At 60.6% G+C, this 16,912-nt stretch carries 12 protein-coding genes; 6 read left to right on the forward strand and 6 right to left on the reverse strand.

What is annotated here, in order from left to right; genetic code table 11:
• Positions 1–3: 3 nt before the first annotated feature.
• Together metW and metX are read right to left on the reverse strand one after the other, a co-directional pair.
• A complete protein-coding gene (metW, locus tag ABDX79_RS00295) occupies positions 4–660 on the reverse strand; it encodes a methionine biosynthesis protein MetW (protein ID WP_346218265.1) in 657 nt (218 codons plus the stop codon).
• Entirely contained in the window at positions 657–1,844 is a 1,188-nt protein-coding gene (metX, locus tag ABDX79_RS00300; RefSeq protein WP_346218867.1) for a homoserine O-acetyltransferase MetX, read from the reverse strand. The genes metW and metX overlap by 4 nt, the downstream gene beginning before the upstream one ends.
• 264 nt (positions 1,845–2,108) lie before the next feature.
• On the opposite strand from metX, the gene ABDX79_RS00305 reads away from it, so the two are divergent.
• The 3 genes from ABDX79_RS00305 (at position 2,109) to serA (ending at position 6,144) form a co-directional block, all read left to right on the forward strand.
• The gene (locus ABDX79_RS00305) at positions 2,109–2,921 is read left to right on the forward strand and encodes an outer membrane protein (protein WP_346218266.1); all 813 of its coding nucleotides are present in this window, start codon (positions 2,109–2,111) and stop codon (positions 2,919–2,921) included.
• Positions 2,922–3,101: 180 nt separating this feature from the next.
• Positions 3,102–4,277 (forward strand): phosphoserine transaminase, encoded by a 1,176-nt coding sequence (locus ABDX79_RS00310; protein WP_346218267.1) that lies wholly within the window; start codon positions 3,102–3,104, stop codon positions 4,275–4,277.
• 268 nt (positions 4,278–4,545) lie between these two features.
• Complete coding sequence (serA, locus tag ABDX79_RS00315; protein WP_346218268.1) at positions 4,546–6,144, forward strand: phosphoglycerate dehydrogenase; 1,599 nt, start codon at positions 4,546–4,548, stop codon at positions 6,142–6,144.
• Between the two features lie 160 nt (positions 6,145–6,304).
• On the opposite strand, the gene ABDX79_RS00320 is transcribed toward serA, so the two are convergent.
• Positions 6,305–7,408: a GGDEF domain-containing protein gene (locus tag ABDX79_RS00320; protein WP_346218269.1), complete on the reverse strand. Its 1,104-nt coding sequence runs from the start codon at positions 7,406–7,408 to the stop codon at positions 6,305–6,307.
• Between the two features lie 769 nt (positions 7,409–8,177).
• Between ABDX79_RS00320 and ABDX79_RS00325 the strand changes: the two genes are divergently transcribed.
• Positions 8,178–10,088, forward strand: coding sequence for a methyl-accepting chemotaxis protein (locus ABDX79_RS00325; RefSeq protein ID WP_346218270.1), 1,911 nt, complete (start codon positions 8,178–8,180; stop codon positions 10,086–10,088).
• 128 nt (positions 10,089–10,216) lie between these two features.
• On the opposite strand, the gene ABDX79_RS00330 is transcribed toward ABDX79_RS00325, so the two are convergent.
• The 3 genes from ABDX79_RS00330 to ABDX79_RS00340 form a co-directional block, all read right to left on the reverse strand.
• Positions 10,217–10,387 carry a hypothetical protein gene (locus ABDX79_RS00330; protein ID WP_346218271.1) on the reverse strand — a complete coding sequence of 57 codons (171 nt, stop codon included), beginning with the start codon at positions 10,385–10,387 and terminating at the stop codon, positions 10,217–10,219.
• 438 nt (positions 10,388–10,825) lie between these two features.
• Positions 10,826–12,370: a putative bifunctional diguanylate cyclase/phosphodiesterase gene (locus ABDX79_RS00335; protein WP_346218272.1), complete on the reverse strand. Its 1,545-nt coding sequence runs from the start codon at positions 12,368–12,370 to the stop codon at positions 10,826–10,828.
• A gap of 84 nt (positions 12,371–12,454) precedes the next feature.
• The gene (locus ABDX79_RS00340; RefSeq protein ID WP_346218273.1) at positions 12,455–13,354 is read right to left on the reverse strand and encodes a DMT family transporter; all 900 of its coding nucleotides are present in this window, start codon (positions 13,352–13,354) and stop codon (positions 12,455–12,457) included.
• 281 nt (positions 13,355–13,635) lie between these two features.
• Between ABDX79_RS00340 and ABDX79_RS00345 the strand changes: the two genes are divergently transcribed.
• On the forward strand, positions 13,636–14,931 hold the full coding sequence (locus ABDX79_RS00345) for an adenylosuccinate synthase (RefSeq protein WP_346218274.1): 1,296 nt from the start codon (positions 13,636–13,638) through the stop codon (positions 14,929–14,931).
• A gap of 50 nt (positions 14,932–14,981) precedes the next feature.
• Positions 14,982–16,874, forward strand: coding sequence for a hypothetical protein (locus ABDX79_RS00350; protein WP_346218275.1), 1,893 nt, complete (start codon positions 14,982–14,984; stop codon positions 16,872–16,874).
• The last annotated feature ends 38 nt before the right edge of the window (positions 16,875–16,912 follow it).

Consider the following 16,912-nt stretch of genomic DNA (forward strand, 5'->3'; position numbering starts at 1 on the left):
GTGCTATCGCTTCAGAACGAAGACCGCTTGCTGGCCGAACAGGTTCCAGAACGACCAGGGCATTGCCATCGCCATCTTCTGGCCGGTCGCGTTGATGGCCTGAGCGGTCTCCACCTCCGCGCCAAGCTCTGCCGCAAGCTCCGCGAAGTCGCGGATCGTGCAGTAGTGGATGTTCGGGGTGTCGTACCAGGGTTGCGGCAGGTTCTTCGTGACCGGCATCCGGCCCCCGAACATGAGGGCGGCCCGGATCTTGAGATGGCCGAAATTCGGGAAGGAGACGATCGCGCGTTCTCCGATCCTGAGGAGCTGGGAAAGCACTTCCTTCGGATTGCGCGTCGCCTGGATCGTCTGCGAGAGGATCACATAGTCGAAAGACTGATCGGGATAATGTATGAGATCGCGGTCCGCATCGCCCTGAATGACCGACAGACCGCGCGCAACGCAGTCGTTCACGCCGGCCTGCGATAACTCGACCCCGCGCCCGTCCACCTTGCGGCGCGCCTCGAGCAGCTGGAGCAGGGAGCCGTCGCCGCATCCGACGTCGAGAACGCGGCTGCCCGGGGTCACCAGTTCGGCGATGATATCGAGATCGACACGCGCGCTCGGCGGCGCGGCGACGGTCGCGGTGGTGGCTTCGCCGTTGAGATCGATCGCGCTCATTCGCTCAGCCCCCGTGCGCGTGCCGCAGACGACAGGAAACCGTCCATGGCCCGATAGAAATCCGGCTCGTCCAGAAGAAACGCATCATGCCCCTTGTCGGTCTCGACCTCGACGAAGGAGACCGATGCCGCCGCCGCATTGAGCGCATGGACGATCTCGCGGCTCTCCGCCGTCGGGAACAGCCAGTCGGATGAAAACGAGATGAGGCAGAACCGCGTCTTCGAGCCCTGAAAGGCGTTGGCGAGAAGGCCATCGAAATCGGCGGCGATGTCGAAATAGTCCATGGCCCGGGTGAGATAGAGATAGGAGTTGGCATCGAACCGGTCGACGAAGGTCGAGCCCTGGTGCCTGAGATAGCTTTCGATCTGGAAGTCGGCGTCGAAGCCGTAGCCGAAGGTCTCTCGATCCTGAAGATTTCGGCCGAACTTGCGATGCAGCGCCAACTCGGAAAGATAGGTTACATGGGCCGTCATCCGCGCGACGGCGAGACCCTTGGTGGGACGCTTGCCTTTGGCGAAATAGCGCCCGCCATACCATTCGGGATCGGCCATGACCGCCTGGCGGCCGATCTCGTGAAAGGCGATGTTCTGCGCCGAATGGCGCGCGCCTGTCGCGATCGGGACGGCGGCGAATACCTTGTCGGGATAGCTGACGGTCCACTGGAGGACCTGCATCCCGCCCATGGAACCGCCCACAACGGCAAAGAGCCTATCGATGCCGAAACGCTCGACGAGCATCTTCTGGGCCCTCACCATGTCGCGGATGGTGATGACGGGCAGGTTCAAGCCGTATGGGTCGCCGCCATCGGGTTCGATCGAGGCCGGTCCGGTCGAGCCGCCGCACCCGCCGATGACGTTCGAGCAGATGACGAAGAACTTCGAGGTGTCGATCGGCTTTCCCTCGCCGATGAGGGAAGACCACCAGCCCGGCTTGCCGGTGGTTGGGGAGGGGCTCGCCGGATAGTGGTCCATGGTCAGCGCATGGCAGATCAGGATCGCGTTCGACTTGTCCGCATTGAGTTCGCCATAGGTGTTGTAGGCGATCCGAAACGGGGCGAGATCGATGCCGGCATCGAGGCGCAGGGGCTCGTCGACGCCGAACTCGGCGACAGGGCTCGATGGCCTGTAGGCTTCGCGGCTTCCCGCAGCGCGGCTCAGATTGTCGTCGATGACGGTTTCGCTCATGGTTTCGCCGGGTTCGATCTCGTTCAATTCCGCGTTCTCTAATGCATCGGAACGTCCGGGGAAACATCGGAAGGTCCGGTGCGGCTCCATGGACCGAATGCGCGCGCCGCATGGGCAAGCTCCCTGGTTGCGGCGAACCACGACGCGGAAAAATCATGGTTAAGAGATAGGGTTAATCAGCTCTTAACGCTTTAGCGCCATGGTGGCCCCAACGTTCACTCGATCGCGGATCGACGAACCGCCTTGAAGCAGGGGGATGCCGACATGTCGACAAAACTGAATGCGGCGCTTGTCGCGAGCGTAGCGTTGCTCGGATGGACCGCCGCACAGGCCGCTGACCTGCCGCCGATCTATTCCACACCGATCTATGAGACCGCGCCGGAATTGCAGCCCGTCGAGATCGGCAATGGTTGGTATCTGCGCGGCGATGTCGGCTACGCTTTCGAAAGCACGACCGATGCGGACTGGACGGTCGATCGCTACTACAACGGCACGCAAACACGGTTCGGTCAGGGCAGCTACAGAGAGCTCGATATCGAGGGGGGCGCTGAATTTACTCTCGGTGCCGGCTATCGCTTTACCGATTACCTGCGGACGGATGTCACCGCCACACGCTTCGAGACCGATGTCAACATCGCCGACGGCACCTTCGACAACCTGCGTTCCGGTGATCTGACGGCCTGGCAGTTGATGGCGAATGGCTATTTCGATCTTGGAACCTATGTCGGTCTGACGCCCTATGTCGGCGCCGGTGTCGGGGCGACCCATGTCAATATCGATCAGACGACCTGCTCTTATCTTGGCGGCGACTGCACCTTCGGCAACACGTTCGTCTACGAACCGCAGGAAACCGATGATTGGCGCTTCACCTACTCGTTGATGGCGGGTGTTTCCTACGACATCAACAAGAGCCTGAAGCTCGATGTTGGCTACCGTTACTCCAATATCGACGGAGCGGATATGCCGGGGATGAGCGTCACCCATATCGCGGATGGCGATGTGTTCCGGCTTGAGCAGAAGGACAATGGTTTCGACCGGCATGCGATCTCGGTCGGCCTGCGCTACTCGCTCTGGTAGGATCTGTTCGATCTTCGCATCTTTGACTGCGGCTGAACCAGAAGCGCTTGCGGCCTTTCAAGCGGCGATATTCCTTCTTCGGAGAAAGACAGCTTGACCATCTCGTAGAAAGGTCATATCGCCCACAGTGGGACACGCCTCCCCAACGAGGCGCGCCTATCTGAAAGGGTAGCCAACGCTATGACACTTCATGCCAAGCCGGACACGCGTCCGGCCAATCCACGTTTTTCGTCCGGCCCGTGCGCAAAGCGCCCCGGCTGGAGCCTCGAAGCTCTTCAGGATGCGGCGCTCGGCCGGTCCCACCGCGCCAAGATTGGCAAGTCCAAGCTGGCGAGAGCGATCGACGAAACCCGCGAACTTCTGAATATTCCGGCCGATTATCGTATCGGCATCGTGCCGGCCTCCGATACGGGTGCTGTCGAGATGGCGATGTGGTCGCTGCTCGGTGCGCGCGGCACGGATGTCGTTGCATGGGAAAGCTTTGGCTCCGGCTGGGTGACCGACGCCGTCAAGCAGCTGAAGCTTGAGGACGTCCGCAAGTTCGAAGCCCCCTATGGCGAGATCGTCGATTTTTCGAAGGTCGATTTCGACCGGGATGTCGTATTTACCTGGAACGGCACCACGTCGGGCGTGAAGATGCCGAACGGTGACGCGATCCCGTCGAATCGCGCCGGCCTGACCATCTGCGACGCGACCTCCGCGGCCTTCGCGCAGGATCTGCCCTGGGACAAGCTCGATGTCGTCACCTTCTCCTGGCAGAAGGTCATGGGCGGAGAGGCGGCCCACGGCATTCTCATTCTCTCCCCGCGCGCCGTCGAGCGTCTCGAAAGCTACACGCCGTCTTGGCCGCTCCCGAAGATCTTCCGCATGACCAAGGGCGGCAAGCTGATCGAGGGCATCTTCAAGGGCGAGACGATCAATACGCCCTCCATGCTGTGCGTCGAGGATTATCTCGATGCCCTGCAATGGGGCAAAAGCATCGGCGGGCTCGATGCGTTGAAGGCCCGGGCCGACGCCAATCTTCAGGCGATCGAGACCTATGTGGAGGCGAACGGCTTCCTCGGCTTCCTCGCGGCTGACAAGGCCATCCGCTCGAACACCTCCGTCTGCCTCTCCTTCACCGATCCCGACGTGATGGCACTGACCGACGACGAGCAGGCGGCGTTCGCCAAGGGCGTCGTGACGCTGCTCGACGATGAGGGTGTCGCCCTCGATATCGGCGCGTATCGCGATGCCCCTCCCGGATTGCGTATCTGGTGCGGCGCGACTGTGGAAACTGCCGATATCGTGGCGCTCATGCCATGGATCGGCTGGGCCTTCGAGAGCCAGAAGGCCTCGTTGAAGAAGGCGGCCTGAGGGCCGCTGCGCCGTCATCCTCGGCCTTGATCCCCAAGCTCGAACCTCATGATGAGGCTTCTGACCCCGGATCTTTCGTCACCCCGGCCTCCGAGCCGGGGTCCATTCCTCTCCGCTCGCCTCAAGCTCGGTCTTCCCATCGGTTTTGACGCGCTTCAGGCGAGGTTTGGATGCAATCCCGGTCCGCGAGGCCGGGGCGACGCTCTGCACGATTTCAGACAATCCCGCGCGCCCTTCATCGGCAGCGCCCATCCCTAGGACATCTCCCATGGCACCACGCGTTCTCGTATCCGACAAGCTTTCCGAAACCGCCGTCCAGATTTTCCGCGATCGCGGCGTGGAGGTCGACTTCCAGCCGAACCTCGGCAAGGACAAGGAAAAGCTGCTCGAAGTGATCGGCCAGTATGACGGCCTCGCGATTCGCTCGGCCACCAAGGTCACCGAGAAGATCATCGAAGCTGCGACGAACCTGAAGGTCGTCGGCCGGGCCGGGATAGGCGTCGACAATGTCGACATTCCCGCGGCCTCCAAGAAGGGCATCATCGTGATGAACACGCCCTTCGGCAATTCGATCACGACGGCGGAACATGCGATTGCGATGATGTTCGCGGTGGCGCGCCAGCTGCCAGCGGCCGACGCCTCCACCCAGGCCGGCAAATGGGAAAAGAGCCGCTTCATGGGTGTCGAGCTGACCGGCAAGACGCTGGGCGTGATCGGCTGCGGCAATATCGGCGCGATCGTTGCGAGCCGCGGCGTTGGCCTTCGCATGCGGGTCATCGCCTTCGATCCCTATCTCTCGCAGGAGCGGGCAAACCAGCTCGGCATCGAGAAGGTCGAGCTCGAAGATCTTTACAAGCGCGCCGACTTCATCACCCTCCATACTCCGATGACGGACAAGACGCGCGGCATGATCAATGCCGAAGCCTTGAACAAGATGCGCAATGGCGTGCGGATCGTGAACTGCGCGCGCGGGGGCCTGATCGTCGAGGCGGATCTGGCGGAAGCTATCAAGTCCGGCAAAGTGGCGGGCGCCGGTGTCGACGTCTTCGAGACCGAGCCGGCCACGGACTCGCCGCTCTTCGGTCTCGACAATGTCGTCTGCACGCCGCATCTCGGCGCCTCGACGACGGAAGCGCAGGAGAATGTCGCGCTTCAGGTCGCCGAACAGATGTCGGATTACCTGACGCGCGGCGCTGTGACGAACGCAATCAACATGCCGTCGATCACCGCCGAAGAAGCGCCGATTCTGACGCCCTTCGTGAAGCTCGCCGAATGCCTCGGTGCGTTCGTCGGTCAGGTGACGGAAGAAGCGATCCGCTCCGTCGAGATCGTCTATGACGGGCTCGTGTCGGACATGAACACGAAGGCTCTCACCTCGGCGACGCTCGCCGGCCTGATGAAGAGCCAGGTTGCCGATGTGAACATGGTGTCCGCGCCGATCATGGCGCGCGAACGCGGTATTCAGATCACCGAGTCGAAGCGCGACAAGTCCGGTGTGTTCGACAGCTTCATCAAGCTGACGATCGTTACGGAAAAGCAGACCCGCTCAGTGGCCGGCACTGTATTTTCGGACGGCAAGCCACGCTTCATCCAGATCAAGGGCATCAATATCGACGCGGAGATCGGCGAGCACATGGTCTACACGACCAACAACGATGCGCCGGGTATCATTGGCCTTCTTGGTTCGGTGTTCGGAGATGCGGGTGTCAATATCGCGAACTTCCAGCTTGGCCGTAACCGGCCCGGCGGTGACGCGATCGCGCTGCTCTACGTCGACTCGGCGGTGCCGGAGGGTGTGCTGGATCAGGTGCGCGACCACAAGGAAATCCACCGGGCGGTCGCCTTGCGGTTCCCGAATATTTCGTAGGCGAAAAGACCATTCCTATAGCATGAGATCCGATTTCGACATCGGGTCTCATGTTCTTCGAAAGCCGGACCTATTTTGGGCTCCAACGCTTGATGCAGCGGGATGAACGACTGGGCTGCCGTCGCCCCATGAAACTGATGGTTTTTAAGCTCCGCTGAACCTATGCCGCCACGCGTTCTGGTCCGGCCCCGATGACAACCCGATTTCGGCCCTGGCGCTTGGCGGCATAAAGCGCCTTGTCCGCGGCATTGAAGAGATCGGCAAAGTTCTCGATCTCTGTCGCAACGCCAATACTGATCGTTACGCGATGGCCGGTATCAGGGTCGAGCGGGCCCTTCTCTTCCACGACGCCGCGAATGCGTTCGGCGGTGCTGGCCGCCCCTGCGGCATCGGCGCCTGGCATCGCAACGACGATCTCCTCGCCGCCATAGCGAGTAATCAGATCGCTGCGCCGCATGTGTTGGCGAATGATATCCGCGATCCAGACGAGAACGACATCGCCTGCCTCATGTCCCAGCGTGTCGTTGATCGTCTTGAAATGATCGACATCGATGACGAGCAGCGAGACCGGTGTGCCGTCTCGGCGAGCGCGTTCGAAAACGGGTCCGATTCGGCGTTCGAAATCGCGTCGGTTCGGCAGCTTGGTCAGCGGATCGGTGTGCGCCTCGACCGCAAGGCGCTGGCGCGAGGAATGTGTCTTGCACGCGTCGTTGAGCACCTTGCCGAGAATGAGAACGCCGAGTGTATCGGCGACGGTCAACGGCCCGATTGCCGAAAGAAACATCTGAGCGGCGTTTGGAACGGGCACGATCAGGATGAAGAGCAGCGGGATATTGCTCAAAAAGCCGAGAATCAGCAGTTTCGCAAACGAGATCGGCAGGGTTTTGCCGATTGCCAATTTTGTGAACGCGATGCCCAGTATCGCGGTCGAAACGATGTTGGCCACACCCGCTGGCGCGCCAACGCCGCCATCGTAAAGTCGCAAGGCGACCGTCATCGCGGCGGCAATCACGGCTGACAGGGTTCCGCCGAAGGGCGCGGCAAGAACCAGCATGACCGCGCGGGGATCGATGAAAAGACCGGGAACGAATTCTGTGGTGTTGGCTATCGCGAGGCATCCGCCGGTTCCGAACATGATGCCGATCAGGATGCTTCTCACGGCGCCTTTATCCGTGCCTCGCAGGATGTAGGCATAGGCGAGGGTCACCAGGGCAAAGACGCCAAGACTGTTCACCATGCCGAGCAGCAATTCCGGTTCGCGCATCAGTCTCCTCGCGGCGAGGGGGCCGGTAAGCGGGCCCCGCTTTTTGGACAACCCTTTGCGATAGCAAGGGATTGGGGCCTGCGTTCCGATGTGACAAAAGCGGGTTCAAACTTGAGATCGAGACTATGCCGGTAAAGTTACGCAAATCGTAACGCCCAGATGCGTCACCAAGATCGATCTCGGTTTACGGCGCTGTTTAAGAGCGTAGCGTTTGAACCGTTATTAATATTTTTGTGATGTGAAATTAATGCCTGACAGCTATCAAATCATTACATGTGCGCGAAGCGTTACGATATATAGATTCTTTGACCTATAAAAATATGCGTTATTGACCTGTCTGAATTTTCAAAATGAGTGACAGACCGCTAGATGTGCTTGGTGTTCCATTTCAATTGCCGCAGGTTTGGGGTGAAATGACGAAATCGAATTCTTTCCTCGCAACAGCATTCTAGTTCGGGTTTCTCTGATTTCGCCAGTCGCTTCGTCAATAAAACGGAGAAGGGGCAATTCTGTGAACCGAGATATTGAGAACTCTTCCACGTCCTCCGGGTGGAAAGATCAAGCTTTAAGCCAGCACGAAGCGATAGAAAGAGGGTGAAATCCGTTGCATTCGGCTCGGGTCAGTGCGGCCTTTCGATTTTAATATCCGGCCATTAACGGCTTCCTTACCGAGACCCGGCACATGATAACGGTCGTTATTCGATCTCGACCGAGATTAAGAGGGTCCCCGATGCTATCTAAACTGTCGTTGTCTGCGAAAACGGCCGGCATGGTCGTCATCAGTCTGCTGATGCTCATGGCAGCAGTCCTCGGCACGACCGTCGTGACATTGGACCAAAGCGCCGAAGACCAGGCGATCGCGCGCCAGGAAACAAACATGCGGGTCGCGTGGAATGTGCTTGGCAATATTGGCACGAATTACACCTTGCGGAACGGCAAGATGTACGCCGACGGAACCGTTCTCAACGACAATACCGCGATGGTCGATACGGTGAAGGACCTTGTGGGCGGGACTGCGACGATCTTCATGGGCGACACGCGCGTCACCACCAATGTGATGAAGGACGACGGCACCCGCGCGGTGGGTACGAAGCTGGCGAAAGGCCCGGTCTACGATGCGGTTCTCGAGCGCGGCGAACCCTATCGCGGGGAGGCCGACATTCTGGGAACATCGTTCTATACGGCCTACGACCCCATCAAGAATGCCAGTGGGGAAACAATCGGCGTTCTCTATGTCGGCGTGAAAGCAGACGAGTTCTTCGCAACCGTCCATCGTCTGGAGATGAGCATTTTCCTCGTTTCGCTCGTCCTTGTTGTGCTGCTCTCGATCGGCTGTGTTTTGGCATCGCGCAAGATCTTCGCTCCTCTCAACTATCTGAAAGTTGCAACCGAGCGCCTTGGCACTGGCCAATTGGAAACTGCAATTCCCGGCACCAGACGCGCCGACGAGATCGGTGCGCTTGCGCGCACCATCGACGGCCTGAGAAAAGGCGCAATTGAAAAAGAGCGCGTCGAACAGCAGGCCCGGCAGACCGAACAGACGGTGAGCGCCGAGCGGGATAATGCCGATAAACGCCAGGAAGAGACCATGTCTCAGCAGGCGAAGGTCGTCCGGGATATCGGCGCGGGCCTCAACAGGCTTGCCGAGGGCGATCTCACCGCGCGCATCGAAACGGCATTCCCGCCAGCCTACGAAAAGCTTCGCAGCGATTTCAACCGCGCTCTCGAGGCCATTGAATCGGCGATCGGCTCGATCGCCGATGTGTCTGGCTCGATCGAGACCGGCGTTTCGGAAATCCGGGCCGCTTCCGACGACCTCTCACTGCGGACCGAACGCCAGGCCGCGAGCCTTCAGGAAACAGCCTCTGCCATCGGCGAGATCAGCGAGGGCGTGAACGACACGTCGAAGCAGGCGCGCACGGCGCGCGAGACGGCGAACGCCGCGAAGCGTAGAGCCGACGATTCTGTCTCCGTCGTCGAGGAAGCGCGTCAGGCCATGTCGGGCATCGATGCATCCTCAAGGCAGATGTCGCAGATTATCACCGTGATCGACGAGATCGCTTTCCAGACCAACCTTCTTGCGCTCAATGCGGGCGTCGAGGCGGCGCGGGCCGGGGAGGCGGGCCGCGGCTTTGCGGTGGTCGCCCAGGAAGTGCGCGCGCTTGCCCAGCGCTCGGCCGACTCGGCCCATGAAATCAAGAAGCTCATCAACGATTCAGGCGAGAGGGTCGGCCACGGCGTGCAGCTCGTCGACAAGGCGGGCTCGTCTCTCACCGAAATCGCGGGGCTGATCGCCGAGATCAACGCGTCGATCTCGGCGATTTCCGAGGCGGCGTCGGGCCAGTCGACCGGACTTGGCGAAGTGAACACGACCGTGACGGATATGGATCAGACAACACAGCAGAATGCCGCGATGGTGGAAGAAACCACGGCCGCGACCTATCAGCTGGCAGAAGAGGCGAAGCATCTCGGATTGTTGATCGCGAAGTTCGCCCTTTCCAAGCGTCCGGCCGCCAAGGCGCGACCTGCGGCTCCCGAGCCGGTCGCCCACAAGCCGGCCCCGGCTCCCGCATTGGTCGCGGCCAAGCCGAAGCCTGCGCCGGCCCCCAAGCGCAGCGCGCCAATTCAGGTCGGCAACACGATGATGAAGCCCGCCGAGGACGACTGGGAAGAATTCTGAGCCACGCTTCAATCCTCGAATTTTCGAAGACGACGCCGGTCCGCCCGTGAGGTGCGGACCGGCGTTTTTCATGTCTGCTTGCTGCGCTTCTATTTTCGCAAGAATGATCCGGCCTCATTCCGAGCCGTTTAAGACCGCAATATCCGGTCCATTCCTTGCTCCTCCAGCAGGATTACCTCGATAACGAAAGACAGCACTGCGATGTGGTGGCCACGCAGCACTTCGCCGAGGATCAGGACGGCGAGGATCGCGCCGAAGATCGGGACGAAATTGACGAAGAGGTTCGCGCACTTGGCCACGATGGCCTTGACGCCCCGGATTTCATATCTGCTGTAGGTTTGAACTCCAACGGTTTCATGGGGCCGTCGCGAGCCTGAGCAGCGCCCAACACCAGCGGCCCAATATAGTGACGCATCGGGCCGATAAAACGCTCACGAGCCATTCGTCAGACGAGAATTGGCCCGCCGGTCAATCCAATTCTCCGGCGGGTCAAAGGGCGGGATGCGATCGCCTTTTCACCTGAATATCTAGGTCGGTTCGATCAGCTTCTGCGACCTTCGCCGGCTGAGCACGCATTTGTCACCGTCGGAGCAGGTGGATTGGCAATAAAACAAGTATCGCCAGAATGGTCTGAACTCTTTCTGGCGGCGAATGCTTCGCACGAGGTCGCTGGATATGAGAGCGAGACCGGTCAGATCAGCCGACTCGGCAGTTCGTTGACAGTTAAGCGCTTTGCGTCACGCGACGTCGGGCAGCGATATCTTGTCTTTCTGGCTTCCGTGCTGGGTCCTGCGCTCGGCTGCGAGGCGGGTCAAAGCTTTGAGAGTGACCGGGCGCGCCAAGAAATATCCCTGGAACAGGTTCGCGCCGGCCTTCTTCGCGAGATCGAGTTGCTCGGCGGTCTCAATGCCCTCCGCAACGACGCTTATCTGGCAGGCATGCGCAACATTGACGAGCGCTGTTACAAGGACGTCGCTCGCATGGCTTTCCCCGAGCTTCGAAATAAACGAGCGATCAATTTTGATCGAGTTGGCCGGATATGACTGCAGGTAGGAAAAGCCGCTGTGGCCGGCGCCGAAATCGTCAAGTGATATTTTCACTCCAATTGCTTGAAGACGCTCGATTCGGGAGCGCGCTTCGACGATCTGGTCAAGGCCCATGCTTTCGGTGATTTCGAGCACCAGCCGGTGCGGTTCAACGCCGGTTTCCTTCAGGATTGCTTTCACCATCGGCACGAGCTCGTCCCGCTTGATTTGGCCAGGAGAGATGTTCACGCCAATCCTGAGATCCGCGAAGTCCGAAAGATCGGTGCACGCTCGGCGAAGAACCCACTCGCCGAGCTTGTCGATCAAGCGGGATTGTTCTGCGATCTCGATGAATTCGGACGGCATGATGCGCCCCCGAACAGAATGTTGCCAGCGGACCAGGGCTTCGCAGCCGATCATGTTTTCATCGCGGTCGAAGATCGGTTGATATTCGAGCATGAGTTCATCGAGAAGGATAGCGGCGCGGAGCTCTCGCTCGACGAGTCTCACCCTCCTGGTTTCGCTGAGCATCGAAGGATCGAAGAAGCTGGCTCTTGCCCGCCCGGCTTTCTTGCTTGCGTAAAGCGCAAGGTCGGTTTGGTGCAAAAGTTCATCGGTCTTCGCTGTATTGTCGCCCACCAGGGTGATCCCGATCGATGTCGACAGTTCCAGCGTGACGCCTTGGATGCGCGCGGGATGATCGAGGTGCTTCCTGATCTCCTCCGCAACCCATTTCGCTTCACTTGAAGGGCGATCCATCACAAGCATTGCGAATTCATCGCCACCAAGACGTCCCAGAATTGCCTGGGAATCAACGGCGCGGGCCGCGTTCATCAGCTGTTTGAGCGCGAAGTCGCCGGCATCGTGACCATGCGTGTCGTTGATGACCTTGAGATTGTCGAGGTCGAAATGAAGAAGGAATCCAAGATTGTTTTGTGCGGTCTTTAACGCCGTATCGCAGCTCTCGATGAACGCATTTCGCGTCAGGGCTCCGGTCATTGCATCGAATTGAAACGACTTGGACTGTTCGCGGATCGACGCCTGGATCTGGTTGTTCAGCTGCCCGACAAGGTTTCGCGTCACGAAGAGGAGTATGAGAAGCGACACACTCAAGGCGATCAGCCCAGACTTCTCGATCGTATCGAACTTCGAGTTGGCGGAATGCGAGAATACGAGGTCGCATAAAAGGATAAAAATGAGCGAAAACAGGACAATAACCCAGTCGAAGCGACGGGAGATGTTCGAAGTGAAGCTCATCGCAGTGGTGTTCCCCTTGCGTCCGCAAAACGCATCTAGGCAATGATCATTTAAGTTTCGCTAACAGGCGCGTTTTGTCCCCCATCATCGCTTCCTCATACTGCCTTTCTGCTCCGCCAGCAGAATGCCCCCGATCACGAAAGCCAGCGCCGCGAGGTGGTAGCCGTGCAGCACTTCGCCGAGGATCAGAACGGCGAGGATCGCGCCGAAGATCGGGACCAAATTGACGAAGAGGTTTGCGCGATTGGGGCCGATGGCTTCGACGCCCCGGATATAGAGGGATTGCGCGATCAGGGACGGGAAAATCGCCGTGTAGAGCGCGGCAGCCGCACCCTGCATGTCCGGCACGTTGGAGTATCCGAGGGCGTATTCGCCGAGCGCGAAGGGGATTGAGGCGAGGAAGGCCGCGAGCGATAGGCAGAAGATCGTCGACTGCCAGGAAAGCTTCGGCTTGACCCGGAGCGCCACCGTATAGGCGCCATAGACGAAGACGCCGATCAGCATGATGCCGTCGCCGAGATTGAGCGAGAGTGTCAGCAGGCGAGACGGATCGCCGTGGGAAGCGGTAAGGAGGACGCCGGTGAAGGTGAGCAGGAAGCCCGCGACCTGATAGCCGGTCACGCCGGAGCGAAAAATCAGGAAATTGAGAATGAAGACGACCAGCGGCATCGAGGACTGCTCGATGGTGACATTGATCGCCGTCGTGAAATTGAGCGCCGCGTAGAGCGAGGCGTTGAACATGGTGAAGCCGCAGGCGCCGAGCAGGCCAAGCGTGAGAAGGCGCGGACGGATTGCCGGCCAGTCGGCCTTCAGGTGCTTCATCGCGAAGGGCGCCATGAAGAGGGTCGCGAATGTCCAGCGAATGAGCGTCAGGAGCATGGGCGAGACATGACCCGCGGCGAGCTTCCCAGCGATCGCATTGCCGCCCCATAACAGCATGGTGAGGGCGAGCAGAACGTAAGGACTGGCGAGAACGCGAATCATGAGCCGGCTTCTGGCGAGGGTGGCGAGGGTGGTCGAAGCCTGTTTCAAAGGCCTGGGGAGCCCGCAGATGCCGCGTCGCAAGGGGGAGACAAGGCTTGTCGCGCAAATTTCACCGTCAAACAGTGAAGAATTCCAACCATTCCGTTCGCATCTGCGAGGACGGTCCTCTATAGGGCTTGATGGCAAAAAGCCGTATCGATCGGCTTTTAAAGACATCACGGTCTCGCCATGTCACTTCGAAAGAGGTGACTGGCGGTGACGAGGATCAGCAGGAGTATTCCATGGCCAATGTCGTCGTCGTCGGTTCCCAGTGGGGCGACGAAGGAAAGGGCAAGATCGTCGATTGGCTGTCCGAACGGGCAGACGTCGTCGTGCGCTTCCAGGGCGGCCACAATGCCGGCCACACGCTCGTCATCGACGGGGTGTCCTACAAGCTGTCGCTCCTGCCTTCGGGCATCGTGCGCGAGGGCAAGCTCTCGGTGATCGGCAACGGCGTCGTGTTCGATCCCCATGCCTTCGTCTCCGAGAAGCGTCGGCTGGAAGGGCAGGGCGTGACGATCACGCCGAAGAATCTGCGCATTGCCGACAACGCGGCGCTGATCCTCTCGGTGCATCGCGAGCTGGACGCCGCGCGCGAGCAGGCGGCAGCGAAAGGCATGAAGATCGGCACGACGGGGCGCGGCATCGGACCCGCCTATGAGGACAAGGTCGGACGTCGGGCGATCCGGGTCATGGATCTTGCCAATATCGAGACGCTGCCCGGCCGGATCGAGCGGCTGCTCACCCACCACAACGCGCTGCGGCGCGGGCTCGGCGAGCCGGAAATCGAGCATGCGACGATCCTGGAAGAGCTGACGAGCGTCGCGAGCGAGATCACGCCCTTTATCGATCGGGTCTGGCGTCTGCTCGACGATCGGCGCCGGGCGGGCGATCGTGTGCTATTCGAAGGCGCACAGGGCTCGCTCCTCGATATCGACCACGGCACCTATCCGTTCGTCACCTCGTCCAACACCGTCGCGGGGCAAGCAGCTGCCGGCTCGGGTACGGGACCGGGGCAGGTGGGGTACGTGCTCGGCATCACCAAGGCCTATACGACCCGTGTCGGCGAGGGGCCGTTTCCGAGCGAGCAGAAGAATGAGATCGGCCGGTTCCTGGGTGAGCGGGGCCGCGAATTCGGAACCGTGACCGGGCGCGAGCGTCGGTGCGGCTGGTTTGACGCGGTTCTCGTGCGTCAGGCTGTGGCGATCAACGGGTTGTCCGGGCTGGCGCTGACGAAGCTCGACGTTCTGGATGGGCTGGAAGAGATCAAGGTCGTGACGGCCTATCGGCTGAACGGGGAAGTGATCGACTACCTGCCGGCAAGTCTAGCCGATCAGGAAGCCTTGGAGCCGATCTACGAGACCTTCCCGGGCTGGAGCGAAACCACGGCAGGTGCGCGCCGCTGGAGCGATCTACCGGCGCAGGCCGTGAAGTATGTTCGGCATATCGAAGAGCTGGTTTCGGCACCGATCGCTCTTCTTTCGACGTCCCCGGAGCGGGACGACACGATACTTGTTCGCGATCCGTTTCAGGACTAGAGTTCCGGCGGATCAATTCTGGCTTTGTTAGAACTGGGTAATAGCGTTTCATGGCTGACTTGAGCGGCGTACTTCGCAAGACGATCGACGGTCTTCCGCGATCGACGCCGGACATGCGCTCGCGCGTCTACGAAAAGGCACGCGCGGCGATCCAGCGCCAGATCCAGGCGGCAAATCCGCCTCTCAGCGAAGATGTCGCCGCTGCCCGGCTGCACGCTCTCGAAGACGCCATCCATCGGACCGAGCAGCATTATCTCGACATCGAGAATGGCGGTCCGGCTGAGGAGCCAGCCGCCGAGGCGGCGGCTGCGCAACCACCGCAGGTCGAGGAACCGACCGAAGAGCCGGACGCTGCGCCAGAGCCAGATCATAATTTGTCTCCGGCCGAAGAAGAGCGGCAGGAGCAGGTGGTCGAGGATCGTCTGGAAGAGGCTCCGCTCGAGCCGGTGCGGGGACACTACGAGCCGGAAGCCGCCGAAGAGCCTCACGCCGATCACCAGGAAGCGGTTCATTCTTCTTGGGGGGCCTCACCCGTCTCCGACGAGCCAGGCGACGATTCGTCCGCTGAAGATGACGACGAGGCATCTCGGCCCTATGGTGATGCGGGCAACTCAAGCTCAAGCTCCTATGGCGAAACCGGCGGAGCCTATCGCGACGGTCGATCCGACGCGGCGCTACCCGCCGCGGGTGGCGTGGCTGCGGCGCAGGCCGACTATTCCCACGACGACCTGCACGAGGACGAACGCACCACTGGCGACGACGATTTCCATCTCGACCGGCAGGGCTCGTATGATCGCGACGACGATGGCTCCGTCTCGATTCCGGAGGCCGATGTCTCCGCGCCAGCCTATGTGCCGAAATCCCAGGAGCGCCACAGCCAGCGCGGCGGTGCTCTCGTCGGAATTCTCTCGCTGGTCGTCATCCTCGGCGGGCTGGGCGCTGCCGCCTGGTTCTACGGAGACGACATCTCCAACGCGATCCTCGGCGAGGATCAGCCGATCGTCGCTACCAATCCGCAAGATGGTCTAGCAGAGGGCGACGGCGATCAGGCAACTGCCGGTGATGGCACGGAGACAGCCGGGGCAGACGGGCAATCCAATGCAGGCACCGGTACAGAGGGTACGGGGACGACCCGGGACTACACCCAGCGCCTGCTGCCCGACGGCTCCGAGGTCGACGAAGGCCCGGCAGAACGCCAGCCGAACCAGTTCGGCGAAGGCACCGATGTCGCAGCCGCGACACCCGCCGAGGAACCGGGGAGCGATGGAACCTCGCCGACACTGTCGAGCGAGATTGGTCGTGATCCCGAGATCGTCGGCGGTCAGCCGGCTGACGGTGCGGATGCCGAGAATTCGGACACAGCGGCGGCCGATACGGGTGAGAATGCCGGGGTTCCTGTCGCGCAGCGGGCGGTTTTCTATCAGGAACGCACCGGTGATCAGCCTGGAACGCAGCAGACCGGCAATGCCGTCTGGTCCCTCGTCGAGGAGCCGCCGATCGAGGGCCAGCCGCCTGAGCCTGCGATCCGGGCCGTTGCGGAAATCCCGGACGAAGATCTGACCATGACAATGACGATCCGGCGGAATGCCGATCCGACCCTGCCGGCGAGCCATGTCATCGAGCTTCTGTTCGACACGCCGGAAAATTTTGCGGGCGGAAATGTTGCCACCGTTCAGCGGCTCGCGCTCAAGAAGACCGAGCAGGCGCGCGGAGAGCCGTTGATCGGCGTTGCGGGAAAAATCTCGGACGGCTTCTTCATCATCGCGCTCAATAACCTCGATCAGGCGGTGGAGAACAATCTCGCATTGCTCGAAAGCCAGCAGTGGATCGATATCCCGATCGCCTACGCGACTGGACGCCGTGCCCTGATCTCGATCGAAAAGGGCGTGCCGGGCGACCGCGTCTTCAAGCAAGCGATCGCCGCATGGGATGGCAAGAGCTGATCGGCGAGTAAGGCGTGGCCTCTCTTCGATAAAGAGCG

The sequence above is a fragment of the Fulvimarina fulva genome (assembly GCF_039652615.1).
Taxonomy (GTDB): Bacteria; Pseudomonadota; Alphaproteobacteria; order Rhizobiales; family Rhizobiaceae; genus Fulvimarina.